Here is a 26,292-nt window from a genome sequence, read left to right as displayed (position 1 = left end):
CAAACCCCTTAGTTGCTGGCCGCCGGCGAGGGCGTCGCCGTCGGTGTGGCTTCCGGCGACGGTGTCGCCTCGGGCGATGGCGTGGCTTCAGGGGCCGGCGCCGGGATCTTGCCCTCGGCGTCAATAGCCTTCTGCAGGGCCGCCGCGAGCTTCTTCTGCTCTTCCCCATAGGCGGCAAAGTCGCCAGCCGCCAGGGCTGCCTGGCCCGCCTTGATGGCTGCGTTCGCCTCATCCAGCGCGGCCTTCAAGTCAGCTTGGGCACCCGCACTTACCGGCGGTGTGGTGCCAGGAGCAGGCGGGGTCTGGCCGGTGTTGTCGGAGTCGCCCGCGGCAGCGCCTGAGTCGCCTCCGAAGAGTTGCTTCAGGGCACCGTCCAGGGTCGGCGCAAAGCCGACCTTGTCACCGAAGGCCACCAGCACACGCTGCAGGGTGGGGTAGGACGTCTCGCCGGTCGACTTGAGGTAAACCGGCTGGACGTACAGGATGCCGCCGCCCACGGGCAGAGTCAGCAGGTTGCCGTTGAGCACCTCGGAAGCGCCCTGCCTCAGCAGGTTCAACGCCTGGGACACCGTGGGATCGGAGTTGAACTTGTTCTGGGCCTGGCCCGGCCCGGGAACCTGTGTTTCCGGCGGAATCTGCAGCAGCCTCAACTTGCCGTAGCTGTCCGCTTTGACGCCCTTCTCGTTTCCTGCGTCAGAGTCGGCCGCCAGGAATCCGTAGAGCACGTTCCGGGCAGTGCCGTTGACGATCTGCGGGATGAAGGACGACGTGAGCTGGAAGGCCGGCTTCTCCTGGTCAGGCATCTGCAGTGACATGTAGAACGGCGGCTGCTTGACTTCGGTATCCACGGTGGGATCGTTCGGCACGCTCCATACTTCGTCACTCTTGTAGAAGCTCACTGGTTCCGTGACGTGGTAGCGGCCCAGCAGTTCGCGCTGCACCTTGAACAGGTCTTCCGGGTAACGGACGTGGCTCATAACATCGCCGGACATCTCCGAGTACGGCTTCACGGACGCGGGGAAAACTTTCTGCCAGGCCTTCAGGACGGGGTCCTGATCGTCCCATGCATAGAGGGTCACCGAGCCGTCATAGGCGTCGACCGTGGCCTTGACCGAGTTCCTGATGTAGTTCACCGAGCTGTTCGGCAGGGCAACCGTCCGGCCTGAAGTGGTCTGGGAGTCCGCGGTGGCAGCCGAGAGCTGCTCCTGCTGCGAGTACGGGTAGTACTGGCTAGTGGTGTACCCGTCCACGATCCACTTGACGCGGCCGTCAACAACGGCCGGATAGGAGTTGCCGTCAACGGTGAGGTACGGGGCAACCTTCTCCACGCGGTCACGCGGACTGCGGTCGTACAGGATCTGGGATTCTGCGTTAACTCCGTCGGAGAGGAGGAGGTCCGAGGACTGGAACTTGATGGAGTAGAGGACCTTGTTGAAGAAGCTGCCCACGTTGGGCCCGCCGTTGCCGGTGAAGGTGTACTGGGTTTCCCCGTCCCCTTCCTTGCCGGAAGGCCTGTCCTGTTCGCGGTGCGGTGATCCCGAAGGCGCCCCGACAATGGAGTACTCCGGGGAGTCTTCGCCGAAGTAGATCCGCGGCTCGTAGGTGGAGTCATCGCCAAGTACACCGGTGGACGGGATACCCGACTGGAGGAACTCCGGCTTGCCGTCGACGGTGAACTTGTTTCCCTTGGCCGCCACCACGCCGTAGCCGTGGGTGTAGACGACGTGCTGGTTGAGCCAGCCCTGCTGGTTGGTGGCAACGTTCGCCGGGTTCAGCTCACGCACGGCGATGACCGTGTCCTGGATCTTGCCGTCCACCTCGTAGCGGTCGACGTTCAGTGCCTCCGGGAACTGGTAGTACGGGCGGTACTGCTCCAGCTGGGAGAACGCATCGGAGATCAGGTTGGGGTCCAGGAGCCGGATGTTGGCCGTGGTCTGGGCGTCCGGGGCCAGCGCCCCGGTGCTGGCAGTGTTCGTCGCGTCATAGCGGTCCACCTGAATCTGGTCCAGGCCGTAGGCCGCCCGAGTCATCTCGATGTTGCGCTGGATGAACTCCTTCTCCAACGTCTGCTCGGAAGGCCGCACCTGGAACTGCTGGATAACCCACGGGTAAACGCCGCCGGCCAGGATCGAGGTGATGATCAGCATGGCCGTGCCGATGACCGGCAGGCGCCAGCGGCCGATGACCGCCGCAACGATGAAGAGGATGGCCACCAAGCCTGCCGCCACGGCGAGGATCGCCTTGGTGGGGATCACGGCGTTCACGTCCGTATACAGCGCACCGGCCCAGCGCCCGCCGTTGCCCTGAAGGGCGGCATAGCGGTCCAGCCAGAAGTTTGCGCCGAGCAGGATCAGGAAGGCTGCGCCGGTTACCGCGAGGTGGATCTGTGCCGCGCGGCTGGTGAACACGCCGCGTTCCATCAGCCGGATGCTGCCGTAGAGGTAGTGGGTGAGGATTCCGGCGATGCCGGCCACCACAACCACGCTGATCAGGAAGCCTGTGACGAATCCCAGGAACGGAAGAGTCATGAGGTAGAAGCTGATGTCCAGGCCGAACTCAGGATCGCTCTGGCCGAACGGTTCCTGGTTGAAGAACAACAGCACTTTCTGCCATTGGCTGGCCGCGGCGCTGCCCGCGAACAGCCCGAACAGGATGGGCAGGCCCACCATAACGACGCGGCGGACCGGTTCAAGCTGGGCCTGGTAGCGGTTCAGGTTGTCGCGCATCTCCGAGTCCGGCGCGTACACGGGCCGTGCGTGGTAGGCAACCCGGATGGCAAAAAAGACGGCCAGGAACATAAGCGCGAAGCCGGCGAGGAAGATCCCGATCCGCGAGAGGTTTTCTGTCACAAACACTTCGAAGTAGCCGAGCTGCCGGTACCAGAGGACGTCAGTCCACACGTTGGCGAAGAGGATGAAGCCCACCACTGCGATGGCAACAACAATCAGCGTGGGCGTTAGGGCCCCGCGTCGCGAGGGGGGTCTTCCGGGCGGGATGGGGCTGGTAGGACGGGACAAACTCGGTACCTCATAGCTGGTCGTCAGGTTTACATAAGAAGCGTGCGTGCGGTTGACGTCCGGCACCGGTCAAGCGTGTGGCAACGTCCGTCATATCTGCCACGAGTGGCGGTAAAGCTTAGTTCCTGGCCTCAGTCTAGTTGCTGGCGCAGACCGGCAAAGCGCCCGTGTCCTGCCCGGATCCGGCGAGTTCGACGGCGCGACGCGCGTCTGCGATGTTCTCCACTTTGAGCACCTGCAGTCCCTCCGGCACATGGCCCACAACATCGTCGCAGTTTTCTGCCGGGGCAAGGAATACGGTGGCTCCCCCGGCACGCGCGCCCAGCATCTTCTGCCGGATGCCGCCGATGGGACCTACGGTGCCGTCGGGGGTGATGGTCCCCGTTCCGGCGACATGTTTGCCGCCAGTCAGGTCCCCCGGCGTCACGGTGTCGATAATGCCCAGCGAAAACATCAGCCCGGCACTGGGTCCGCCAACCTTGTCCAGTGAAATCTTCACGTCGAACGGAAACGTGAACAGGTACTTGAGCATGACTCCGAGAATGTAGCGGCCTGCACCGTTGTTCATGGGGGTGATGGTCTGTGTGACGGATTCCCCTGCGCGCTGCACCACCAGGGTGGCCGGCGCCCCCTGGCCGGCGGCCAGTTCCTCCTGCACCACGGCGAGCGATGTGATGGGTATGCCGTTGATCGATCCGAAGATGTCGCCGTTTTCAACCTTGCCGGCGGACGGCGAACCATCGGGCAGCCCCGCGGCCTGGAGCTGCTGGCCGAAGGGAATGTCGAGCTCCTTGAGTGCTGACGCCACCGCATTCTCCTGCGACGACGTCATGGCCACGGAGCTCTGCTCGTCAGCCTCCTCCTTTGTGGTGCCGCTGGGGTAAAGCATCTCCACCGGGTGAACGGACTTGGACCCGTCCAGCCAGGCGGTGAAGGCACCCAGGACGCTCACCGGGCCGTTGGGGCCGCCGTCGACATAAACGGTGGTTAGATCCAGATTGCCGTTCGCCGGGTAGGTTTCGTGGCCCGTGACGCTGATGACAGCGCTGCCCTGGCTCTGGCCCAGAGTGTTGAAGGTGGGTCCGGGTGATTCCACAACATAAGGCACCGGGACAGTGACGGCCGCGATCCCCAGACCCAGCGCCAGGACGCCGGAAAGCATCATCACGGACACCCGCCGGTCCCCCGGCGCGGAGTTGCGGGGGGCAAACTCCCCGGTTGGCAGGGCGCCGGCCGCACCCGTTCCGGGTGCTGGGGCACCCGCTGTAGCGCCGGCGTCGAACTCTGGAGCGTGGTCCTCATGCGGATGATCGCCGCGGGTTGTAGTCACGGAATCAACACTACGCGGTGCCGCCCCCGGCCAGCTCTTTGCCTACAGCGAACGTGACGCCTGTCCGGCAGACAGCCGCCCCTGCCCGGGGTACCGTGAAGTGAACAGTCACACCGACGATCGGCGGGATCATGACCTCCAACCCACTCAATCCGTCCAACGGCGACGATACGCCGAAGGATCCGTTGACCGAGATGCTGCAGAACCTGATGGGCGGCAAGGGCATGGAAAACTTCGACCCCGCCGAACTCGCAAAGGCAGCCGGCCTGCCGAACGACCCCAATCTCCTGGCCCAGATGTTCTCCCAGGTCCAGGCCATGATGAGCGCCCCTTCCGAAGGGCCCGTCAACTGGCAGCTCGCGCACGAGAACGCCCGCCGGGTTGCCGCCAGCAGCGCCGACCCGTCCGTCACAGCCCTGCAGACCCGCGAAGTCGACGAGGCCCTGCGGCTTGCCGAACTGTGGCTTGATCCCGTGACCGACCTTCCTGCCACCGGCCTGATCGGCCGTGCGTGGTCGCGTGCCGAGTGGGTGGAAGCCACCCTTGGAACATGGAAGCGGCTGACCGAGCCCGTAGCCAACAGCATCGCCAACGCGCTCTCCAGCGCCATGACCGAACAGATGCCCGAAGAGATGAAGTCCATGATGGGCGGGGCCTCTTCCATGCTGCAGAACATGGGCGGCGCGATCTTTGGGATGCAGCTGGGGCAGGCGATCGGTGCCCTGTCCGCCGAGGTTGTCAGCTCCACGGACATCGGTGTTCCCCTGGCTGACCTGGAAATGGCGCTCCTGCCGGCCAACGTGTCCAAGTTCGGCGAGGGCCTGGGCCTGCCGGAGAACGACATCCGGCTGTTCCTGGCCGTCCGCGAGGCAGCCCATGCGCGGCTGTTTGTCCAGGTACCCTGGCTGCGCGGCCACCTGCTCGGCGCCATCGAGGCCTACGCCCGCGGCATCCATATCGACACTTCCAGGATTGAAGAGCTGGCCCGCGACCTGGACCCCAGCAACCCTGAAGGCATCCAGGAAGCGCTGTCCCAGGGAGTCTTTATGCCGCAGCGGACCCCTGCCCAGGAGCAGGCGCTTGAAAAACTTGAGACGGCCCTGGCCCTCGTTGAAGGCTGGGTGGACGAGCTCACCGCTTCGGCCACGGAGAAACTGCTGCCCTCCGCCGGTGCGCTCCGGGAAACAGTCCGGCGACGCCGTGCCACCGGCGGTCCGGCGGAACACGCTTTCTCTTCCCTGGTGGGACTCGAACTGCGTCCCCGCCGCCTGCGCGAGGCTGCCACGCTGTGGGCCACGCTGAAGGACGAACGGGGCATTGCCGGACGCGATGCCATCTGGCAGCACCCGGACCTCCTCCCCACCGCCGAGGACCTCGATGACCCGCAGGGGTTCAGTGGCCGCCGCCAGCTGGCCGAGGCCAGCGACAGCGAAGTGGACGACGCCCTACAGAAGCTGCTGAGCGGCGGCTTCGACGACGCGCCGCAGGATGATTCCGACGCCGGCGACGGGGAACAGCCCACCGGCGACGGTGAGCAGCCCAAGGGTTAACCAGACTGCAAGGTACGGCGGCGGCCCTACCGCTTGTCGCCGCCGCTGGAGGTACTCGGATGCGCAAGGTCATCCTGCTGATGTCGGTGTCTTTGGACTGATTCTTCGAGACGATCAACCGGGACATCAGCTGGCACCTGGTGGATGACGAACTCCTCCGCCACTTGAACGGGCAGTTCCGGACGACCGGGGCCTTCATGTTCGGGCGCGTCACCCATGAGCTGATGGCCGGTTACTGGCCCACTGCCGATCAGGATCCGGACCTCTCGGCGCCCATGGTCGAGTTCGCCGGGGTCTGGCGCGAGATGCCCAAGTTCGTCTTTTCACGCACCCTCACGCAGGCCGACTGGAATACCACGGTGATTCACGATGTCGTGCCTGAACAGATCGCGGAACTGAAGGCGCAGCCCGGCGGCGACATCGTCCTGAGTGGCGCCAACTTGGCCTCCACCTTCATGCGGCACGGCCTGATCGACGAATTCCAAATCCTCGTCCATCCCGTGGTCCTCGGGCAGGGCCGGCCGCTGTTCGAGGCCCCTGACGTCCGGATGGACCTCAGGCTCGAAGGGACACGGACGTTCGGCAATGGCGTGGTACAGCTGAATTATTCGAGCGACGGCGCCTAGCGTGTGTTGCGGCGCAATGTCGTGGAATGCAGCTTCAGCCTAACCTTCCTGGTCGCTGGCAGACATATCGCCGACCCCAGGGGTGCCATCGGCGAGCGCGTAGCGCTGCAGCACTGCACCCTTCGGTGAGGCGACGACCGGCTCGATGAGTCTGAGGTTCGTCGGAACCACCCCGTCGGCGAAAACCTTCTTTCCACCGCCGAGGAGGATCGGATACACCCAGAGCGTGAGCCGGTCAAAGAGCCGCTCGGCGAACAGGGTCTGCACGAAGTCGAGACTGCCAATGACGTGGATGTTCGCGTGCCGGTCGCGCAGTTCGCGCACGGCAGCGACGACATCAGGACCCAGCAGTGTTGAGTCGGCCCACTCGAGGACCGGCGACTGGCGCGAGGCCACGTATTTCGGGAGGCGGTTGAACAGCCGCGCAATTCCCCCGTCCGCGTGCGGCCTGTACGCGGCGAAGATGTCGTAGGTCCGTCGCCCAAGCAGCAGCGCGTCCATCCCCACCATCCCGGAGTCGACCTGCTCGCCGACGACTTCATCTAGGAGGGGCGCCTGCCAGCCGCCAAACGCGAAGCCGCCGTCAGCATCCTCGTCCGGCCCGCCGGGCGCCTGCGCGACGCCGCCGTCAGCATCCTCGTCCGGCCCGCCGGGCGCCTGCGCGACGCCGTCGAGCGTGGTGAACAGGTCGATATGGATGAGTCCCATGCCGTGCTCTTTTCCCTGTTGCCCGTCGTCGCCCCGGCGACGGGATCACTTTCGAGGCTGACACATGATCCCCCTGCGAAGCAACCATTCCCCGGCTCGACCCGATCATTAGGCGACGGCTAGGAGAGACGCTCTAGTCGGCGTCGCCCGGCTCTGAATCAGTGCTGCCCGCGGTCAGGCCCCGGGACGTGGCGAACGAGACGCCTTCCAGGAACGCCTTGGCCCGCATCGTCTCGGGGTAAGCCTCCAACAGCTTCCAGAACGCGGCATTGTGCCCGGCCACCAGCAGGTGCGCGAGCTCATGCAGCAGGACATAGTCGATGACCCACGGCGGCATGGGCCGGAGCTTGTCGGAGAGCCGGATGGATCCTTCCGACGGTGTTGCGGAGCCCCAGCGCGAGTTCTGGTTGCTGACCCAGCGGACCGACGTCGGGACTGCCCTGCCGCCGAAGTACCGGGCCGAAAGGGCTGCGGCGTGGGCGGCCAGGGCAGTGTCAGTGGCCGGCTGTTTGCTTCCTTTGCGGGAGCGCCGCTCCCCCTGGCGGTGCAGCTTCTCCAGCATGCGGTGCACCCATTCAGACTCCTGCGCGGCGGTGAACCGGGCCGGAATGGCCACCACTGCCGTCCCGTTCTCCCAGAAGGCAGCCACTGTCCTGGTCCGGCGGGCCGACCGCCGCACCTCAACCGGTGATCCGTCCGCCGTGGTGACGGGGAGGGTGTCCTGTCCTGCCGGCCGGCGGGTCACAGGGTGGTGCTTTCGACGAGCACCCGCAGCACGTCTTCGCCGTAGCGTTCCAGCTTGGACGGACCCACGCCGGCCAGTGCCGCCAGTTCCTCCAGCGTGGACGGTTTGGCCTCTGCGATGGCCGTCAGCGTGGCATCTGTGAAGACGACAAATGCTGGCACTTCGGCCGCCAGCGCAATTTCCTTCCGCCATTGCCGAAGGGCATCAAATGTCTGTTCTTCGTAGCTGGGAGGACAGTCGTTGCAGCGGCCCACCTTGCGTTCGGCGCCGCTGGCCAGCATGCTCCCGCAGACCCTGCAGGTGGCGGGGGCCGCCGATTTCCGGCGCGGCGCCGGCCCTTTTCCGCGGGCGCTGGAGCTGGCCACCGAGTTGGGCCGGAGCCCGTCGAGGAAGCGTGAGGGTTTGCGGTTGGCCCGGCCGCCCGGTGTCCGTGCCGTGGACCAGGACAGAGACAGGTGCTCGCGGGCGCGGGTGATGCCCACGTAGAGCAGGCGGCGCTCCTCATCCACGGATTCGGGTGTGTCCGCGAAGGAAATGGGCATCAGGCCTTCGCAGAGTCCCACCAGGAACACGGCGTCCCATTCGAGGCCCTTCGCGGCGTGCAGCGATGCAAGCGTCACGCCCTGGACAGTGGGAGCGTGCTGCGCCAGCGACCGTTCCTGGAGTTCATTAACAAAGTCACTGAGACTGAACTGCTCGCCGCGGACGTGGACCAGCTCGTCCGCGAGCGCCACCAGCGCTGCCAGGGACTCCCAGCGTTCGCGCAGCGCGCCGCCGTTGTGGGGCGGGGCGTCCGTGTAGCCGAGCGAGGCCACGATATCGCGGACCAGCTGGCCGAGCGGTTCCGGCGTCGCCGTTTCAGCGACGGCCCTGGTTGCCGCGCGCAGCTGAAGAATGGCGTCGCGCACTTCCTTGCGGGCAAAGAACCGCTCACCACCGCGCAGCTGGTAACTGATGCCGGCCGCCGCAAGCGCCTGTTCGTAGGCCTGGGACTGCCCGTTGGTGCGGAAAAGGACAGCCACCTGGCTGGCGGGAGTGCCGGCGTCGAGCAATTCCTGGATCTTGATGGCGACCGTGGCGGCTTCGGCTTCATCGTCGGAGCACTCGGTGAACTGTGGGACAGGCCCCGCCGGCCGCTGCGCCACCAGCTGCAGCGGAGCCGCCCAGGCCGCATCGGCCACCGGCCCGCCGCCACGCCGCGCGGCCAGGAGATCGTTGGCCAGCTTGACCACCTGCGGCGTGGAACGGTAATCCCGGATCAGTTTCACCACATTGGCCTCAGGGTACTGGGCCTTGAATCCCAGCAGGTGTTTGGGCGAAGCGCCGGTAAACGAGTAGATCGTCTGGCTCGCATCGCCCACAACGCACAGCTCGTCCCGCCCGCCCAGCCACAGCTCCAGGAGGCGCTGCTGCAGCGGCGAAACGTCCTGGTACTCGTCCACCACAAAATGCCGGTACTGCTCACGAACGGTGGCCGCGACTTTCTGGTCCTCCTGCAGGATCCCCACCGTGATCAGGAGTACGTCCTCAAAATCAATGACGTTGCGGTCCGTCTTGACATCCTCATAGGACTGGAAGACCCGGGCGACGGCGGTGAGGTCGAACCCGCCGGGCGTTCCCCTGCCCTGTGCGTTCTCCAGGTAGTTGGCCGGGGTCAGCATGGAGACCTTGGCCCACTCAATTTCGGAGGCGAGGTCCCGGATGGACGCGCGGTCAGTGCTGAGCCGCAGGCGGCGGGACGCTTCGGCGATCATCTGGGCCTTGTGGTCCAGCAGGTTGGGCAGCGTGCCGCCGACCGCCTGCGGCCAGAAAAACTGCAGCTGCCGCAAGGCGGCGGCGTGGAAGGTGCGCGCCTGGACATTGCCCACGCCGAGATCCCGCAGCCTGCTGCGCATTTCCGCGGCGGCCCGGGCCGTGAACGTCACGGCGAGGAGCCGCTGGGGACTGTACACCCCTGAGTGCACGCCATACGCAATCCGGTGCGTAATGGCCCTGGTCTTGCCGGTGCCGGCACCGGCAAGGACGCACAGCGGCCCGTTCAGGGTGCTGGCGACCTCGCGCTGTTCAGCGTCAAGTCCCCCAAGGATTCGTTCCTCAAGGGACTCTGCACTGTCAAAATTCTCTGTGGTCACTTCTGCTGCTCTGTTGTCGCGACTGCCACGTGCTGGCGTCTGGCCAATGGTGATGCCTGTTCCGGGTGTCAGGTGTCCGTGCGGTCCATGATCCGGCCGCCATACCAGTGCTCAATCAGCGAGCGTGCAATGGACAGCCGGCTGGAGATGGTGATTTCGCCGGTGAGCACGGCATCCTGGAGTTCCTCCCGGCTGAACCAGCGCGCACGGGTTACCTCCACGCCGTCGGGCTTTGCCACGGCGTCTTCGGTGATGGCGGTAAATCCAAGCATAAGGGAGGCCGGGAAAGGCCATGACTGCGAGCCCAAGTACTGGCAGCCCGTGACCCGGACGCCCACTTCCTCGTGGATTTCCCTGACGACAGCCTGTTCCAGGGATTCGCCTGGTTCAACGAATCCGGCCAGCGTGGAGTAATTCTTCGCGTCAACCGGCCCGCCGCCACCGAGCAGCAGCCGTCCGTCCGGCCCCACCACCGTGACGATGATGGCCGGATCCGTCCGGGGGTAGTGTTCCGAGCTGTCCTGGGGGCAGCGGCGGACCCAGCCGCCGGCCTCCACGGCAGTGCGGGCCCCGCACCGGGGGCAATGCGTATGGCCGGCATGCCAGTTGGCGATGGCGCTGGCCTCGACGAACAACGCCGTATCAGTGGGGTTCAGGACGGCGGCGATGTCGCGGAAGCCGGCCCACTGCGCGCCGGCCGGGATTCCGGCAGTGCCGGGCTCGGCAGGTTCAGGAAGGACAACAAGGACCACTTCGGTGCCGGCGGCAAGATCCGAGCCGTCCAGCGCGGCGCCAAGATAGATGACCTGTTCCGGGGCTGAGCCACGGTCCCGCAGGTCAGCCAGCAACTGGGCGGCTGCGGGCAGCAGAAGCTGGTTGCCCTGCACCAGGGCCTGCCGCCCGGCAAGGACCACTGCCCGGGTGTGTTCGCTGTCCAGCAATTCCTCAACCATGCCTGGCCGGACACGGTCTGCGGAGCCCCGGTCCACCGCGGCAGGGAGAACCGGCAGTACGGTATCGAACAGGTGGTTGGCCGGCAGCTGGGCTGCCTGCGGCTGGTAGGCCGGTATAGCGGACTCCGCATGACTCATGTGTCCACCGTACTGATTCGGACTGACAATTTACATTCGGCGGGGACATTCGGCAGGACAGGTGGTGTGGACGTCCGGACCGGGTGCGGAGCCGACTTTTGCAGCATATCTGGAGACTCGCCGCCGCACATCGTTGTCTTGGACGCCACTCAATCTACCGTGGAACGGTGAGAAGAAAACCGATCGAACTGGCAGCCGTAGCAACCGCGGCAGTCCCCGGGCTGACCCCAACCGCCGTTAGCTCCGCTGCGGACGATCCCGCGGATTTTGACTCCGCGCTGCTGCTGGATTCCGAAGACAAACAGTGGCGGGTCAGGTCCCCGCGGCATGCGGAAGCAAGCGCCAGGCTCGAGACGGAGTTCCTCGTCCTCCGGGCATTCGTACCGGCCATCCGGGCCGAGCTGCCCTTCCTGATGCCCACGGTTGCCGGCAGCGTCCGGCTTGGTAACCTCAGCACCTTTGTGTACTCCCATCTGGCCGGAAGCACCCAAAGTGTGGAAGAACTCACCGCGGGTCCGGCCGCGCTCGCCCGGGAAATCGGGACAGCGCTCGCGGCCATCCATGATCTTCCGCACTCCCTGGTCAGCAATGCCGACCTGCCCAGCTACACGCCCAACGAATTCCGCCAGCGCCGGCTCAACGAGCTCGACCAGGCGGCCACAACCGGAAAAATCCCGGCGTCGCTGTTGCTCCGCTGGGAACATGCCCTTGAAGACGTCTCACTGTGGCGGTTCAACCCGTGCGTTGTCCACGGGGACCTCCATGAGGACAACCTGCTCGTGGAAAGCAGCCGCGTCACGGCCGTTACGGGCTGGACGGACCTGCGGATCGGGGATCCCGCCGACGACTTCGCCTGGCTGGTTGCCTCGAACGAACAGGATTTCGTGGACGCAGTTCTTGCCAGCTACACCGGCAGCCGCCGCGACTCCCCGGACCAGCACCTGCTCCGGCGAGCTGCCCTGTCTGCCGAGTTCGCGTTGGCGCAATACCTGGTCAAGGCCATCGCTGCCAGCGACGCGGGTATGGTTGCCGAAGCCGAAGGCATGCTGGAAACCCTCGCGGCCGACGTCGAAGAGCACGGCGGCCAGGCCATCAGTGTCGAGCCGCTGCCAGCCCCGGCTGCCCTGGCCGACGACGCCGCCCAGTCCCCCGCAGCCCAGTCCCACGCGGTGGGTGTGGCCGCTGCTCCGGCGGTGACCGTCGTCCCCGTGCCCGTCCCGTCGGTGGAGCCTGTTCCGGTGGTGCCCGCAGTGGAAGTCAGCCCTATCCCGGCTGAGCACCTCCCGGCCGACGAAGCACCGGCGGACGAAGACTCTGCAGACGAGTCACCGGCGGACAAGCCGTCAGTGCGCCCGTCCGCCGAGGACACGTCCACCGCGGCCATCAGCATCGTCGACGTCAGGAAGCACTGACACCCGGGAACGCTTCCTGAGGTCAGCCTGCGCTGACCTCAGGAAGCACTGACGTCGAGGGCGGTGGCCACGATCTGTTCAAGCTCCTCAGCGGAGCCCAGATCGTGCGGGCGCACGACTTGGTTGTCCGCAACGTAGAAGAAGGCGGCCCTGACGTCCTCCACTGCCACGCCCTTGAGCCGGGCCCAGGCCAGCCTGTACGCGGCGAGCTGCACCGATTTGGCCCGCAGCTGGGCGGCAGAGGGCCGGCGGCCGGTTTTCCAGTCCACGAGGTCCCACCTCCCGTCCGCGTCCTGGAAGACGGCGTCGATGCGCCCGCGCACCACGACGTCTCCCACCCGCGTTTCCACCGGAACTTCGACAAAAGCCGGTGACCTGTCGGCCCATTCCGAGGCTTTGAAGGTGGCCACCATGGTGTCGAGGTCGTAGGCGGCATCAATGTGGTCGTCGGATCCGGGGGCCTCGCCGAGATCCAGCATTCCGGCTGCGCCGAAGTACTCTTCAACCCAGGCGTGGAATGCCGTTCCCTTTCTCGCCAACATGCCGGGCTCACGCGGTACAGGCCTTCGCAGCCTGCCCACTACCCCCGCCGGGTCCTCTCCAAGATCCACCAGCGTGGACGCCGAGATGTGGCCGGGCAAATGAACGTCCTGCCCGGAGGCACGCCTGGACCGCCGTTCCAGCAGCAAGGCAGCTTCCCTGGCCCAGCCCGCCGCAGTGCCCCGGATCCTTGGCCCGGACTCATTGGCGGATGCAGGCTCAAGGACCGGCACAGAGTCCTCGGGCTCCAACGCGGCCCGGACGCGTGCCGCGGCGCCCTCCATGGCCAGCCGCCTGCCGGGAACCACCCGCAGGCGCTCCCCGGTCCGCGCATCCACGGGACCTTCGAGGGGGTCATAGGGCCATCCGGCCACCTCCGTTTCGGTAGTCAACGGGCTCTTTTCAGGCAGGGAGGTTTCGTCCACTGACGCCGGGTGCACTATGGCGGGACAGATTTCCGCGGCGTCCACCGGGGCCGTGTTGGGGCCGGAGCCGACAAGCTGTTCCAGTTCAGCGAGGAAAGGTGACATCTCAGCACGGCCTGCCCTGGAGCCCACCCATGCCGCGCTGGAGACCCAGAGGACGTGCTTTGCCCTGGTGTAGGCCACATATGCCAGGCGGCGTTCCTCGCCCTCACCATGGACCTGGACGGCTGATTTGAAGTCCTTCTCGGCGTCCAGCCAGCCCTTCTGGTCCGGCTGGTCGGTATCCCATTGGGGCAGGTCCGAACGGTCCCCCCGCAGCGGCCACGGCAGGGCCGCCGCGCCGCTGCTCCAGCGCGAGTCCTTGTTGCTGGGGAAGGCGCCGGCGTTGAGGCCCGGTACAAAGACGACGTCCCATTCCAGGCCCTTTGACGCATGGACGGTCAGCAGTTGCACAGCCTCGCGGTTGATATCCGACGGCGGAGCTTCGAGGCCGTTTTCCTCGGCCGCGGCAGCTTCCAGCCAGGCAAGGAAGGCGAGGATGTCCACTCGGTGCGAGGTCCGCAGGAAGCCGGCCGCCGCGTCCTGGAAGGCGTCCAGGTTTCGGCGGGCCTGGTGGATGCTGGTCCCCGGGCGTGCTGCCACTTCGATATCGAGCAACATAACGCGTTCCACTTCGCCGAGCAGAGTGGTGAGGTCGTCCCCGAGGTAGCCGCGCAGCTGCCTGAGCTCCGCCGAAAGCCTGCCGAGGCGGTCGCGGGCCACTTCGGTCAGCGACCGACCGTGGGAAGAGGTCCAATCTTCGCGTGGCAGCCAGTCCAGCGCTTCAACCAGGCTGGCACCGTCCGTCAGGTCGCTTTCGATGACGGCCTCGTCGGACGCGTCAGCAGGCCCGTCCTCCGGCGTGGCCGCGCCTGCGGGGCGGCCACGCCGGCGTGCGAGGTGGCTGGACCAGTCTCGGAAGGCCATCAGGTCTGCCGGCCCGATCCGCCAACGGGCGCCGGCCAGGAGGCGCATCAGGGAGTCCGAGCGTCCGGGATCGGCAAGCACCCGGAGCGTGGCCACCAGATCAACGATTTCGGGAGTGTCGAGCAGTCCGCCGAGCCCCACGATTTCGTAGGCAATCCCCCGCGCCTCAAACTCCCGCCGGATGGTTTCCATCTGGGCCCGCCGCCGGCACAGGACAGCCAGTGCCGGCGGCACCGGTGTGCCGTCGGCCTCACGTTCAAAGTCCGTGACCCGGTACTTTATGACGTCCTCGGCAAGGGCGGCCGCTTCGTCGAGGTCTGTGCCGAAGCGGCCCAGTACCACCCGTCCCTCCACCGCGAAGGGACTGGGCTGCAGGGGCGGCACATTCGCCGCCGCCGTAGCCGTGCCCACCGGGATAGTGCCTTCCGCGGCGGTGCCCGCCGGGGTACTGCCTGCCGAGCTGCCCTCAGCGGCGCTGCCGGCAGTGGCCTTCTGCGCCTCGGCGCGCCCTAAGGCCTCTGACATGATGTTGGCGGCGGACAGGATGGCCCGGCCGTTGCGCCACGCCGTTGTGAGGTACGACGTAGGGGCCAGCGTGAAACGTCCCGGCCCGTCGTCCCCGTCCACGCGGACAGGGAATTCACGGACAAAGTGGAAGAGCTGACCTGCCGAAGCACCCCGGAAGCCGTATATCGACTGGTTGGGGTCCCCCACGGCGGTGACCGCGTGGCCCGCGCCGAAAAGCCGCGAAAACAGGACCAACTGCGCATACGACGTGTCCTGGAACTCGTCGAGGAGCACCACTTTGTAGCGCTGGCGTTCCATGTCCGCAGCAAGGGGGATTTCCGTGGCCACACGGGCCGCGAGTGCCACCAGGTCGCCGAAGTCCAATGCCCCGCGTGACTTCTTGGCGGCGGCGTAGCGGCCCACCATGTCAGCCACGCTTGCCCTGGTGCGCAGCATCGCGGCCAGTTCACCGGCTGCCTGGGGGGCGTTCTTGTTCGCCCCGGCCACGTAGGGACGTTCTTCAAACTCAGCGAGTCGCGCCAGAAGCCAGGCCTCGACGTCGGCCGGTTCCTGCAGGTGCTCTGCGCACTCCCCCGCCAGCTGGATGACTGCCTTGACCAGTGTGGACTTGGCTGCCTTGAAGTGGCTGTACTCGCCGTCGAACGCTTCCACTACTTCGCTGGCGAGCTGCCAGGCTTGGGCTCCGCCGAGCAGCACAACGTCGCGTTCCACGCCCAGCCGCAACCCGTAGTCAGAAACGATGCCACTCGCAAATGAGTGGTAGGTGGACACCTTGGGCTCCAGGGCGTCGCTGCTGAGTAGCCCCTCGGGGAACAGTTCGTGCTGAGTGTCCTGGGCAGCGACGCGCTGCAGTGCCGCCAGCTTGGACCGGATCCGCGTGGCCAGCTCGCCTGCTGCCTTCCTGGTGAAAGTTACGCCCAGGACTTCCTCAGGCCTGACCCAGCCGTTGGCAACGAGCCAGACGACGCGGTCGGCCATGGTGGCGGTCTTGCCGGAACCCGCCCCGGCGATCACCAGCCGGGGAGCCAAGGGTGAGGAAATGATGGCCGACTGTTCGGGGGTCGGCGTGTTCTTTTCACCCAACAGCATGGACAGCTGCTCCGGGCTGAACAGGGGCTCTGGAACCTGGGGCTGGCTCATTCGGTGACCTGCTTTCCGCGGACACAGAGTGGACAGACCTCAGGGAGCCTGCAGCCGTGCCCCCCATGGCTGCTCTTTGCCGGGTCATGCCTGGCTTCGAAGCTGCTGCCGGACATTACCGCGGCCGCATCGGTGACCATGTCCAGCGCCCAGTTATCCTGGGCCTCCAAGGGTTCCTGTTGCTGGACGCCGGGACTTTTGGTAGTTGTTCCGAGCTGCGCCAGTACTGCGCCGCCCGGCACGAGTGAGCCCGGCGCTGGTGAGTCCGGCACTGGTGCACCGGGTTCTGCTGCGCTGAATTCTGCTGCGCCAGGCAGTCCGTGTACGTCCGTGAAACCGCCGGCCAGGACCGCCGCCTGGTAGGCCCCCAGCTGCGGATGGCGGGACAGCTCTGCCTTGCCAGGCTGCCTTTTGCCCGTCTTGAGGTCCACAATGACCAGCCTTCCTTCGGCGTCGATCTCCAGCCGGTCAACCTGGCCGCGGAGCACGGCGGCGCGGGGAAGGTCGGTCCCGCCAGCCAAATCTCCGACGGACTCGGCATCGTCCTGCCCGGCGTCCGCCGGCGGAACATCGGGCAGCCGGACCTCAAAGTCCTGCTCGACGCCCAGCAGGCTCCGGCCCTCGCTCCGCATCACCAGGACGTACTGGGCGAGCTTGCGCACCATTGTTTCGGCACGCTGGAAGTCGAGTTTGCCTTCCCAGTTGTCCTTCATCCCCAGGGTTGGCCACCGGCGGATGAGTTCGGCGACGTATTCGCCCCCGGAGGCTTCCGGCAGGTCCTGCGCGATGGCGTGCACCAGGGTGCCCAGGCTCCGGGCGAAGTCCGTGGCGGCTTCTCCGCCGGCCGCCTGCATAAACCAGTCGAGCGGTGATTTCTGCACGGATTCCACCTTCGAGGGCGAGACGTAAACCGTCCCTCCGGGCGGGACAACCGGTTCCGATGTCGTCAAAGGGGGCAGGCCCCACCAGCTGTCCGGATGCGCTCCCGGGACCGCCGGTTCCGCGGCGGCAAGTCCGGCCAGGACCCTGGCGGCCTCGGCGGCTTCGGGCTCATACTTTCCATCCAGCTGCGCGTATTGCCGCAGCTCGGCCACCAGGGCACGCAGCGTCATGGGCCGTTCCACCGGCGTGAACCCCCTGCCCTCGGCGCCCGGCTCAACCGGCGCCACATAGTCGAGGAAGGACGACGGCTGGTCGTCCTCAGACGAAACAGCGGTGCAGATCAGCATCTCGCAGGCCCTGGAAACGGCCGTGGAGAAGCTCCGGAGTTCGTCGTAGCGGATTTCCCGCAGCCGGCTCAGCGGGTCCAGCTGCAATGCATAGCTGACCCCATGCTCGACGGCGTCAGCGTACAGGCTGCTGCCCAGCAGCTCACCGCGGAGCCGGGTATTGGGCCAGACGCCTTCCTGCAGCCCCGCCACAATCACCACCGGCCACTGCCGCCCGGCAGCACTGGCCGGGGTCATCAGCTCGACGGCGTCGTCCACCTGGGCCCGCGCGGCCAGGGTATCCATCGGCAGCTCCTGGTTCAGGAGGTACTCGAGGAACTGCTCCGGCCCGGCGCCCGGCATCTGGTCCACGTAGCGCTCGGCTGTATGGAAGAGCGCCATCATGGCATCAAGGTCCCGGTCGGCGCGGGCTCCATGGGAACCGCCGATGAGGGCGGATTCGGTCCACGCATTGGCCAGTCCGGTGGAATGCCACAGGGCCCAGAGCACGGTCTCGGCATTGGCGCCGGGCGCGGCGGCGGCGCTCCGCCCTGCCTGGATCATGCGTGCGGTCCGGCGCGCGGAACGGCCTTCCAGGCCCAGCGTCCCCAGGGCGCCGGGTTCCGATAATGCTTCAACCAGCAGGGCGTCGCTGGTCCGTCCGCCGCCGCCCAGCAGCTCTTCCCGCCTGAGCGACTGGCGTAGCCGGCGCAGTTCAATGGACGTAGCGCCCCCGATGCGCGACGTCAGCAGGGCGACGGCGGCTTCCGGAGTCAGCAGTTCAGGATCCAGCGCAATGGCGTAGGCGTCCAACAGCGGGCGTACGGCCACTTCATCTCGGACCGCGGACTCGGCTACCGGAACGCGCACCGGGATCCCCTGGCCCGTGAGGTAGCGCTGCAGCTCACTGAGCTGTCCGCCGTTTCGTACAATCACGGCGATCTCTGCCAGGTCGCGGCCATGGTTGACGTGCTGGTCCAGGATGCGCTGCGCAACGTACCGCAGTTCGTGGACCGGGGACGGCACCAGGTGTGCTTCCACCGTGCCGGCGGGCTGAGTTTGGGGTTCGACGACGGCGTTGGGCCCGTGCGCGGTTCCGGCCAGGGGTTCGGGCTGCTCGAGCCGTCTGGCAAGCTGGCCGCCCGCACGCTGCGAGATCCTGCCCGCGACGCCGAGCCAGGCCGCCGCGATGGCGGGGGCGTGCCGATGGGTGTGCCACAGCGGCCGCTCGACGACCCCGGCGTCCGCAGAAAGCAGGCGCGGCAGCTCCGCGACCAAGTCGGGCCTGGCCCCGCGGAAGCCCTGCACAACGGTGTCCGGGGAGTAGGCGACATAGCAGTCCTTGCCGGCGGCGATATCGGCGAGCAGTTCGAACACGGCAGGGTTCGCCTCCTGCACATCGTCCACCAGCACCAGCTGGAGGCGGTCCCGTTCCGCGGCCAGGAAGTCAGGCGTGTCCTGGAAGATCTGCCGGGCCGTAGTGATGATGCCGGCGGGGTCGAAGGCCTCGGGCATTCGCATATCCAGGACATCCCGGTACTCGGTGTACAGCGCCGCGGCGGCGATCCAATCGGGCCGACCGCACTGGTGGCCCAGCTCCTCCAGGTCGCCGGCGGTCCGGCCGGATTCGATGATCCGGTCGAAGAGTTGGCGTACCTCGTGCCGAAAACCCCGCGTCTCCAGTGCCGCTTCCAGGTCGGCAGGCCACGGAAGTTCCAAGCCCGGCATCCGGTGGCCCTCCAGGAGTTCGCGGATGATGAGGTCCTGTTCCGGGCCTGACAGGAGGCGCGGCGCGCGGGGAAGCGGAAGGATTCCCTCAGCCTTGGCCCGGCGGATCAGGTCAAACGCATAGGCTGCCCAGGTCCGGGCCGGTGTGGTGCTCAGGCTCCTGTCCAGCCGTGCGGTGAAGCGGTCGCGGAGTAAGTCGGCGGCGAGGCGTCCGGGTGCCAGGATGAGGATCCGCTCGGGGTCCACGCCGTCCTGCAGGGCCCCACGGACGGCGGCTTCGATCAGGACCGTTGATTTTCCGGTTCCGGGTGCGCCGGGAACCAGGACAGGCCCCGAGCCGTGGGGCACGTCGACGGCGTCGCGCTGGTCCGCAGACAACGCCGGCACGTCCGCGTGCAGCTGCCGCGGCGGGAGAAGCCGGAGGCCCGTTCCGCCGGATCGTCCGGCCGCGGACGCGGGCCTCGCTGACGTGCGTGCGGACTCGGCGGTATCAACATCGGGGATTGTTACGGTCACACAGACATTTCATCATCAGCCACCGACAATCTATGCAGCCGCCGCTCCAGCTGCTCCGCAATAGCGTCAACCCGGTCGAAGTCATCCTCGCCCGGGGCCCAGCGTACTGCCATCAGGTCTACCCGCCATTTGCCTTCGCCGGTACGCAGGAAGGCATCGTGGTTGCCGAGCAGCGGCGTCCCCTCCTGCAGGTAGTGGCGGAGGGCTTCGGCCTCGTGGCCTTCCGGACCCTGGCCGCTTGCCTTCAGGATGCGCCACCACGCGACGTCGCTGCCGTAGTGGCTCATGGCGTGGCCCACCTGCCGCGGACCGCCGGATCCCAGCAGCTCGGCCACATCGCCGTAGGCCAGTGCGGTGCCGGGTGGAACCAGCTCGACCAGCGCGAGCACCGCCTCAATGTACTCAGTCCGCATACATCAAGGTTAGCGGCAGTGGCGCTGCACGATCCTGTCGGTGCTGGCCGGTAGCGTTGAAGCATGACCACCTGGAACACCCTTCCCCGCGCAGCCTTCGATCTCGAAACCACCGGACGGAATTCGCGTGCCGCGCGCATCGTCACGGCGTCGGTCACCGTGGTGGACCACAAGGGGGACGTGATCACCGAACACGAATGGCTGGCCGATCCCGGCGTCGAAATCCCTACCGAGGCCAGCGATATCCACGGCATCACCACGGAGCAGGCCCGGCGTGAGGGACGGCCTGTCCATGAAGTCACCGCGGAGCTCGCCACTGTCCTGCAGGACCTGTTCGACGCCGGCATTCCGGTCATTGCCTTCAATGCCAGCTACGACTTCACCGTCCTGGCCGCTGAGTCCGCCCGCTACGGCGTCCGGCAGTTGAGCCGGTTCCCTGTCCTGGACCCGTTCATCATGAACAAGCAGGTGGACCGGTACCGCAAGGGAAAGCGCACGTTGACGGCGTTGTGTGAGGAATACGGCATCACGCTGGACAACGCCCATACGTCGGCCGCGGATGCTTTGGCCACGCTCCGGATGCTGGATGCGATGGCCATCAAGTTTCCCAAGCTCAAGATGCCGGCCAGCCAGCTTCACGAACTGCAAAAGGACTGGGCTGTCAGCCAAGCTGCGGACTTCCAGAACTACCTGCGCAAGACCAAGCCCGCCGCCGTGATCGAAGGGGAATGGCCCGTCCTTCCACCGGAAGACGCCAGCGGTGACTTCTAGTTGAGAGCTAACTCACATTTAGCCCGGAACCGCTGACTGCGGCTGCCGGAACCCGCAGATTCGGCCGCGCGGGAAGCTTTCATTCATCAGATGTTCAGGAAGAGTCAACTGCAGCCACTAATTCGGCAAGAGGCGCATTGAAGCAAGGTCTTATTCGTCCGAAGGCGCTGAAAGCCGGAAATGAGATGATTAAGTTCAGCGGTAATCCCGCCCCGGCCGGCCGGCATTTGGGAGCAAGGCGCCAGGCGCCTGACGCGCAGCCTTCGGCCCGGTTGATCTTATGACTCTGATGAAAGTGACTTTCTCATGAAGACCAAAGCCATGAAGTGGCTGACCAGCGTTCCGGTCGCGGTTGCGCTGGCTGTCTCGCTGGCCGCCTGCGGTAGCGGGACTGCCCAGCCGAGCGGCACGCCCACCGATGCCCTCGCCGGCAGTGACCAGCAGACGCTGGACAAGTACACCACCGCCGACGTCACGCCGTTGGACCAGATCGACAAGACCAAGCTGGGCCTCAACACCGAAGGCAAGCTTGAAGTTGGCACGCTCTCCGACGCCCCGCCGAATATCTTCATCGACCCCGCCGGCAAGTTCACCGGCTACGACAACGAGCTCCTGCGCGCCGTTGCCGGCAAGCTTGGCCTCGAGGTCGAGTTCGTAGCCACCGACTTCTCGGCGCTGCTCTCCCAGGTACAGACTAAGCAGTTCGATGTGGGATCGTCCTCGATTTCCACCACAGACGCCCGCCGCGCCAACGTGGGCTTCACCAACGGCTACGACTTCGGCTTTATGGCTGTCGTTGCCAAGACCGACAGCGACGTCAAGGGCTTCGCAGACCTGGATGCCAATGTCCGCATCGGCGTTGTCCAGGGCACGGTCCAGGACGACTACGCCACCAACACCCTGAAGCTCGAGCCGGTCCGTTTCCCGGACTACGCCACCGTGTACGCCAACGTGCGCAACGGCCAGATCGATGCCTGGGTGGCACCCTCGCAGCAGGCCACCGGCCAGGTGAAGGACGGCGACGGAACTGTCATCGCCGAGTCTGTTGTGAACACCCAGAACTTCACCGCTTACGCCGTGAACAAGGACAACAAGGCCCTGATCGACGCTTTGAACTCCGGCCTTGATGCCGTAATTGCTGACGGCACCTGGTCCAAGCTGACCAAGGAATGGTACCCGGACCGCGAGACCCCCGCCGACTGGAAGCCGGGAAGCAAAGCTGCTCCGGCTCCCCAGAGCTGATCTGGACTTAACCGCTTATGGATCTCCTGGACCAGCTGGGTGAAACCTTCCTCAACTGGGAGGAAATGGCGAAAGTCGTTCCTTCCCTTCTCACGGTGGGCTTGCCCAACACCCTGATCCTGGCCTTGGCCTCGGGCATCCTCGGCTCCTTGCTGGGGCTACTGCTCGCGCTGATGGGCATTTCCCGGAATCCCGTCGCCCGCTGGGCAGCTCGGATCTACACCGACCTGTTCCGCGGCCTGCCCGCCATTTTGGTCATCCTGGTGATCGGTATTGGGCTCAGCCCCATCGCTCGGGAACTCACCGGTAACCGGAACCCCTATCCGCTCGGGATCCTGGCTCTGACGTTGATCGCCGGCGCCTACATCGGCGAGATCTTCCGTTCCGGAATCCAGAGCGTGGAGAAGGGCCAGTTGGAGGCCTCGCGCGCTTTGGGGTTCAGCTACGGCAAGTCCATGCGCCTGGTGGTGGTGCCACAGGGCATCCGCCGCGTGCTGCCTGCCTTGGTGAACCAGTTCATCTCGCTGCTGAAGGATTCCTCCCTGGTGTTTGTGCTGGGCCTGGCAGCCTCCGACCGCGAGATTTTCCGGATCGGTAACGATGCCATGGCCAACACTGGGAACCTTTCGCCGCTGGTGGCCGCCGGCGTTCTGTATCTGATCCTGACCGTGCCGCTGACACACTTCGTGAACTTCATCGACAACCGGCTCCGTACTGGCCGGCCGGAGAAGAAGGAACCGGACGAGCTGGCGGCACCTATCGGCAAGGGGGCACAGGCATGACGGAGTTTACTTCCGGCACCCTGACCGGCAAGAACCTGCACCTTTCGTTCGGGCATAACCATGTGCTCCGCGGCATCGACCTCCACGTGGAGAAGGGCACTACGGCTTCGGTCATCGGCCCGTCTGGCTCTGGAAAGTCGACGCTCCTGCGCGTCATGAACCGGCTGATCGAACCGGACCAGGGCGACATCCTGCTGGATGGCCGGTCGGTCCTGAAGGACAACCCGGACGAGCTGCGCCAGCGGATCGGCATGGTGTTCCAGCAGTTCAACCTGTTCCCGCACAAGACGGTGTTGGACAACGTCTCGCTCGCGCTGCGAAAGCTCCGGAAGCTCTCCAAGGACGAGGCGCGCGCCGAGGCCCTGGAGCAGCTGGACCTGGTGGGCCTCAAGCACAAAGCCGATGCCCGCCCGGCCAACCTCTCCGGCGGCCAGCAGCAGCGCGTTGCAATCGCCCGTGCGTTGGCCATGAAGCCTGAGGTGATGTTCTTTGACGAGGCCACCTCCGCCCTCGACCCCGAGCTCGTTAAGGGCGTCCTGGCGCTGATGACCGACCTCGCCAAGGGCGGCATGACCATGGTGGTGGTGACCCACGAGATGGGCTTCTCCCGCAACGTCTCGGACACTGTCACGTTTATGGACGCCGGCGTGGTGGTCGAATCGGGTCCGCCCGAGCAGATCTTCACGGCGCCCGCAACTGACCGCCTGAAGGGCTTCCTTTCGGACGTGCTGTAGACGCGCCAACAGGAAATCCCCGTCTCCCGGACATTTCCCCCACGCTTTGTGCGGGGATTTGTCCGGGAGACGGGGATTTTCTTGCTTCAGCCGTTGCGGGCGCCGGTCAACGGCCGACGGCGGCGCTAGGCCTTCGCGGCAGCTGCAGCCTTCGCGGCGGCCGGGAGGGCGTCAAAGATTCGGTTCATCGCGGCGTCGTCGTGGGCGGCCGAGAGGAACCAGGCCTCGAAGACCGACGGCGGCAGGTAAACGCCGGTTTCCAGCATGGAGTGGAAGAACGGCGCGTACCGGAAGGTTTCCTGGGCCTGGGCGTCAGCGTAGTTGTGGACGCCGTTGGCGGACGTGCCGAATGCCACGGAGAAGAGGTTTCCGGCGAACTGGACGGAGTGGTCCACACCGGCACTGTCCAGGGCAGCGGACAGCGCCGAGGAGAGTTCCAGCGAGCGGGCGTCCACAAAGGAGTACACGTCGCGGGTGGCGTGCGTCAGCGTGGCTACGCCGGCTGCCATGGCCACGGGGTTCCCGGAGAGTGTCCCTGCCTGGTACACCGGGCCGAGGGGTGCAAGGTAGTCCATAACGTCCGCACGCCCGCCGAGGGCCGCCGTCGGCATTCCGCCGCCGATGACCTTGCCGAACGTGAGCAGGTCGGGGGTCCACGGCTCCGTCGCGTCAGCAGCACCGCCGGTGAGTCCCCAGTAGCCGGAGTAGCCGGTGCGGAAGCCGGTGAGCACTTCGTCCAGGATCAGCAGGGCGCCGTGCTCGCGGGTGATGCGGGACAGGCCCAGGTTGAAGCCCTCCCTCGGAGTCACCACGCCCATGTTGGCGGGGGCGGCTTCGGTGATGACGGCTGCGATGTTCGGCCCGTGCGCAGCAAAGGCGGCTTCGACGGCGGCGAGGTCGTTGTAGGGCAGGACCAGCGTTTCGGCGGCAGTGGCTGCGGTGACGCCGGCCGAGCCCGGCAGCGCCAGGGTTGCAACACCCGATCCTGCAGCGGCGAGCAGCCCGTCCAGGTGGCCGTGGTAGCAGCCAGCGAACTTGATGATGAGGTTCCGGCCGGTGAAGCCGCGGGCCAGCCGGACGGCCGTCATGGTGGCCTCGGTGCCTGTGGAGACCATACGCACGCGTTCGGCGGCCGGCACGCGCTCGTGGACGATGGCGGCCAGGTTGGCCTCGTCCGGGGTGGACGCGCCGAAGGACAGGCCTCGGTCCACCGCCGCGTGGACCGCCTCCAGTACGGCCGGATGGGCGTGCCCCAGAAGGGCCGGGCCCCAGGAGCAGACCAGGTCGACGTACTCTTTGCCGTCGGCATCGGTCAGGTATGGGCCCTGGGCCGACACCATAAACCGCGGGGTACCGCCCACCGAGCCGAAGGCACGGACGGGTGAGTTGACGCCACCGGGCATCAGGGTCTGGGCACGGGCGAAGAGGTCTTCGGAACGAGTCATGCCCCTATTCTTCCATCACGTGCGGTGGCATCCGGCGCCACGCCATGGTGCGGGCGCCGGATACAGTAGCTGCCGGATCAAGTGGCCGCCTGACTCAGCGGTCCGCGAGCATGTCCGCAAGCTTGTCCGCAACGCGTGGCGCCACCTTGGAACCGAACAGTTCGATGGAGCGCAGCATCTGCTCGTGGGGCAGCGTGCCGCTGCTGTACTTCATCTCGAAGCGGTCCGCACCGAGGGTGCCCTTGAGCCGGGCGATCTTCGCCGCCACGGTCTCCGGGGAACCAACGAACAGGGCGCCGTCCTCGTCGGCCGCGGCTTCGTATTCGCCGCGCCCGGCCGGTCCCCAGCCGCGTTCCGCGCCGATCTTGTTCCGCGTGGCGAGCCAGTGCGGGTAGTACTCCTCGAGGGCCTGCTCGTCAGTTTCGGCCACGTAGCCGGGCGAATGCACGGAGAGTGCCTGCGGTTCCTTACCGGCTTCGGCCAGCGTGCGCCGGTACAGATCGGCATACGGGCGGAAACGCTCGGGCTCGCCGCCGATGATCGCCAGGACCATGGGGTACCCGTAGGTGGCCGTGCGGACTACGGACTGGGGTGAGCCGCCCACTCCGATCCAGGTGGGAAGCAGGCGGCCTTCCACGTGCGGATAGACCATCTGGCCCCGAAGCGACGCCCGGGTGCGGCCGTCCCAGTTCACCGGGTTCTGGGAGCGGACGCGGTCATAGATGTCCAGCTTCTCCTCGAACAGCGCGTCGTAGTCGCCCAGGTCGTAGCCAAAGAGCGGGAAGGACTCGGTGAACGAACCCCTGCCCAGGATCACTTCGGCGCGGCCGTTGGAGACGGCGTCGAGTGTGGCGAAGCGCTGGAAGACGCGGATGGGATCGTCCGAGCTCAGGACCGTGACAGCACTGCCGAGCCGGATGTTTTCCGTGGCCGTGGCGATGGCTGCGAGCACCACGTCCGGCGCACTGACGGCGAAGTCCCTGCGGTGGTGCTCCCCCACGCCGAAGGAGTGCAGTCCGACGGCGTCGGCCACCTTGGCCTGTTCCACCACCTGGCGCAGCACCTCCGCGTGGTGCTTGGGTGCGCCGTCGGCAGCCAGGTCGACGTCGCCGAAGGTACTGACGCCCAATAGGATGGTGTCCGCGGGGACAGGGGCAGTGGGGTTGCCCGGGGTGGACAAAGTGGTTACGGAAGGCTCACTGTTTTCATGCATACGCATACAAACCACCGAGCATCCGGAAAC

At 66.4% G+C, this 26,292-nt stretch carries 18 protein-coding genes; 7 read left to right on the top strand and 11 right to left on the bottom strand.

Going from position 1 to position 26,292, the window contains the following annotated elements:
• Positions 1 to 8 precede the first annotated feature (8 nt).
• Positions 9 to 3,017: a UPF0182 family membrane protein gene (locus NG697_RS13015; RefSeq protein WP_252598259.1), complete on the bottom strand. Its 3,009-nt coding sequence runs from the start codon at positions 3,015 to 3,017 to the stop codon at positions 9 to 11.
• A gap of 136 nt (positions 3,018 to 3,153) precedes the next feature.
• Positions 3,154 to 4,347: a YlbL family protein gene (locus tag NG697_RS13010; RefSeq protein WP_374209925.1), complete on the bottom strand. Its 1,194-nt coding sequence runs from the start codon at positions 4,345 to 4,347 to the stop codon at positions 3,154 to 3,156.
• 131 nt (positions 4,348 to 4,478) lie between these two features.
• On the opposite strand from NG697_RS13010, the gene NG697_RS13005 reads away from it, so the two are divergent.
• Both NG697_RS13005 and NG697_RS13000 read left to right on the top strand, forming a co-directional pair.
• Positions 4,479 to 5,897: a zinc-dependent metalloprotease gene (locus tag NG697_RS13005; protein WP_252598260.1), complete on the top strand. Its 1,419-nt coding sequence runs from the start codon at positions 4,479 to 4,481 to the stop codon at positions 5,895 to 5,897.
• Positions 5,898 to 6,010: 113 nt separating this feature from the next.
• Complete coding sequence (locus NG697_RS13000; RefSeq protein WP_308293090.1) at positions 6,011 to 6,523, top strand: dihydrofolate reductase family protein; 513 nt, start codon at positions 6,011 to 6,013, stop codon at positions 6,521 to 6,523.
• 39 nt (positions 6,524 to 6,562) lie between these two features.
• Here NG697_RS13000 and NG697_RS12995 read toward each other — a convergent pair whose 3' ends face one another.
• The 4 genes from NG697_RS12995 to nudC form a co-directional block, all read right to left on the bottom strand.
• Positions 6,563 to 7,231, bottom strand: coding sequence for a dihydrofolate reductase family protein (locus tag NG697_RS12995; RefSeq protein WP_252614441.1), 669 nt, complete (start codon positions 7,229 to 7,231; stop codon positions 6,563 to 6,565).
• Positions 7,232 to 7,364: 133 nt separating this feature from the next.
• The gene (locus tag NG697_RS12990; protein ID WP_252598262.1) at positions 7,365 to 7,976 is read right to left on the bottom strand and encodes a M48 metallopeptidase family protein; all 612 of its coding nucleotides are present in this window, start codon (positions 7,974 to 7,976) and stop codon (positions 7,365 to 7,367) included.
• A complete protein-coding gene (locus NG697_RS12985; protein WP_056343866.1) occupies positions 7,973 to 10,108 on the bottom strand; it encodes an ATP-dependent DNA helicase UvrD2 in 2,136 nt (711 codons plus the stop codon). The genes NG697_RS12990 and NG697_RS12985 overlap by 4 nt, the downstream gene beginning before the upstream one ends.
• A gap of 68 nt (positions 10,109 to 10,176) precedes the next feature.
• Positions 10,177 to 11,199, bottom strand: coding sequence for an NAD(+) diphosphatase (gene nudC / locus NG697_RS12980; RefSeq protein ID WP_252598263.1), 1,023 nt, complete (start codon positions 11,197 to 11,199; stop codon positions 10,177 to 10,179).
• 167 nt (positions 11,200 to 11,366) lie between these two features.
• Between nudC and NG697_RS12975 the strand changes: the two genes are divergently transcribed.
• Positions 11,367 to 12,611 carry a macrolide 2'-phosphotransferase gene (locus NG697_RS12975; RefSeq protein WP_252609027.1) on the top strand — a complete coding sequence of 415 codons (1,245 nt, stop codon included), beginning with the start codon at positions 11,367 to 11,369 and terminating at the stop codon, positions 12,609 to 12,611.
• Between the two features lie 38 nt (positions 12,612 to 12,649).
• Here NG697_RS12975 and NG697_RS12970 read toward each other — a convergent pair whose 3' ends face one another.
• Genes NG697_RS12970 through NG697_RS12960 form a run of 3 tightly spaced genes read right to left on the bottom strand, consistent with a single transcriptional unit; the run spans position 12,650 to position 20,075 of the window.
• Complete coding sequence (locus NG697_RS12970) at positions 12,650 to 16,210, bottom strand: ATP-dependent helicase (RefSeq protein WP_252614440.1); 3,561 nt, start codon at positions 16,208 to 16,210, stop codon at positions 12,650 to 12,652.
• Positions 16,207 to 19,662 (bottom strand): ATP-dependent helicase, encoded by a 3,456-nt coding sequence (locus tag NG697_RS12965; protein ID WP_374209924.1) that lies wholly within the window; start codon positions 19,660 to 19,662, stop codon positions 16,207 to 16,209. The genes NG697_RS12970 and NG697_RS12965 overlap by 4 nt, the downstream gene beginning before the upstream one ends.
• Complete coding sequence (locus NG697_RS12960; RefSeq protein WP_252614439.1) at positions 19,659 to 20,075, bottom strand: MGMT family protein; 417 nt, start codon at positions 20,073 to 20,075, stop codon at positions 19,659 to 19,661. Before NG697_RS12960 ends, NG697_RS12965 begins: the two co-directional genes overlap by 4 nt.
• A gap of 63 nt (positions 20,076 to 20,138) precedes the next feature.
• Between NG697_RS12960 and NG697_RS12955 the strand changes: the two genes are divergently transcribed.
• From NG697_RS12955 to NG697_RS12940, 4 genes are all read left to right on the top strand, one after another.
• Positions 20,139 to 20,846 carry a 3'-5' exonuclease gene (locus NG697_RS12955; protein WP_252598267.1) on the top strand — a complete coding sequence of 236 codons (708 nt, stop codon included), beginning with the start codon at positions 20,139 to 20,141 and terminating at the stop codon, positions 20,844 to 20,846.
• A gap of 306 nt (positions 20,847 to 21,152) precedes the next feature.
• On the top strand, positions 21,153 to 22,088 hold the full coding sequence (locus NG697_RS12950; protein ID WP_252598268.1) for an ABC transporter substrate-binding protein: 936 nt from the start codon (positions 21,153 to 21,155) through the stop codon (positions 22,086 to 22,088).
• 17 nt (positions 22,089 to 22,105) lie between these two features.
• Entirely contained in the window at positions 22,106 to 22,870 is a 765-nt protein-coding gene (locus NG697_RS12945) for an amino acid ABC transporter permease (protein ID WP_056343886.1), read from the top strand.
• The gene (locus NG697_RS12940) at positions 22,867 to 23,604 is read left to right on the top strand and encodes an amino acid ABC transporter ATP-binding protein (protein WP_252598269.1); all 738 of its coding nucleotides are present in this window, start codon (positions 22,867 to 22,869) and stop codon (positions 23,602 to 23,604) included. Before NG697_RS12945 ends, NG697_RS12940 begins: the two co-directional genes overlap by 4 nt.
• Positions 23,605 to 23,729: 125 nt before the next feature.
• On the opposite strand, the gene hemL is transcribed toward NG697_RS12940, so the two are convergent.
• Both hemL and NG697_RS12930 read right to left on the bottom strand, forming a co-directional pair.
• Positions 23,730 to 25,049: a glutamate-1-semialdehyde 2,1-aminomutase gene (gene hemL / locus NG697_RS12935; RefSeq protein ID WP_252614438.1), complete on the bottom strand. Its 1,320-nt coding sequence runs from the start codon at positions 25,047 to 25,049 to the stop codon at positions 23,730 to 23,732.
• Positions 25,050 to 25,143: 94 nt separating this feature from the next.
• On the bottom strand, positions 25,144 to 26,262 hold the full coding sequence (locus NG697_RS12930) for an LLM class flavin-dependent oxidoreductase (protein WP_252614437.1): 1,119 nt from the start codon (positions 26,260 to 26,262) through the stop codon (positions 25,144 to 25,146).
• Positions 26,263 to 26,292: the final 30 nt, after the last annotated feature.

Origin of the sequence: Pseudarthrobacter raffinosi (genome assembly GCF_023913835.1) — a bacterium.
Lineage (GTDB): Bacteria > Actinomycetota > Actinomycetes > Actinomycetales > Micrococcaceae > Arthrobacter > Arthrobacter raffinosi.
The sequence above is the reverse complement of the archived record's forward strand: the minus strand, read 5'-3'. Positions and strand labels throughout refer to the sequence as shown.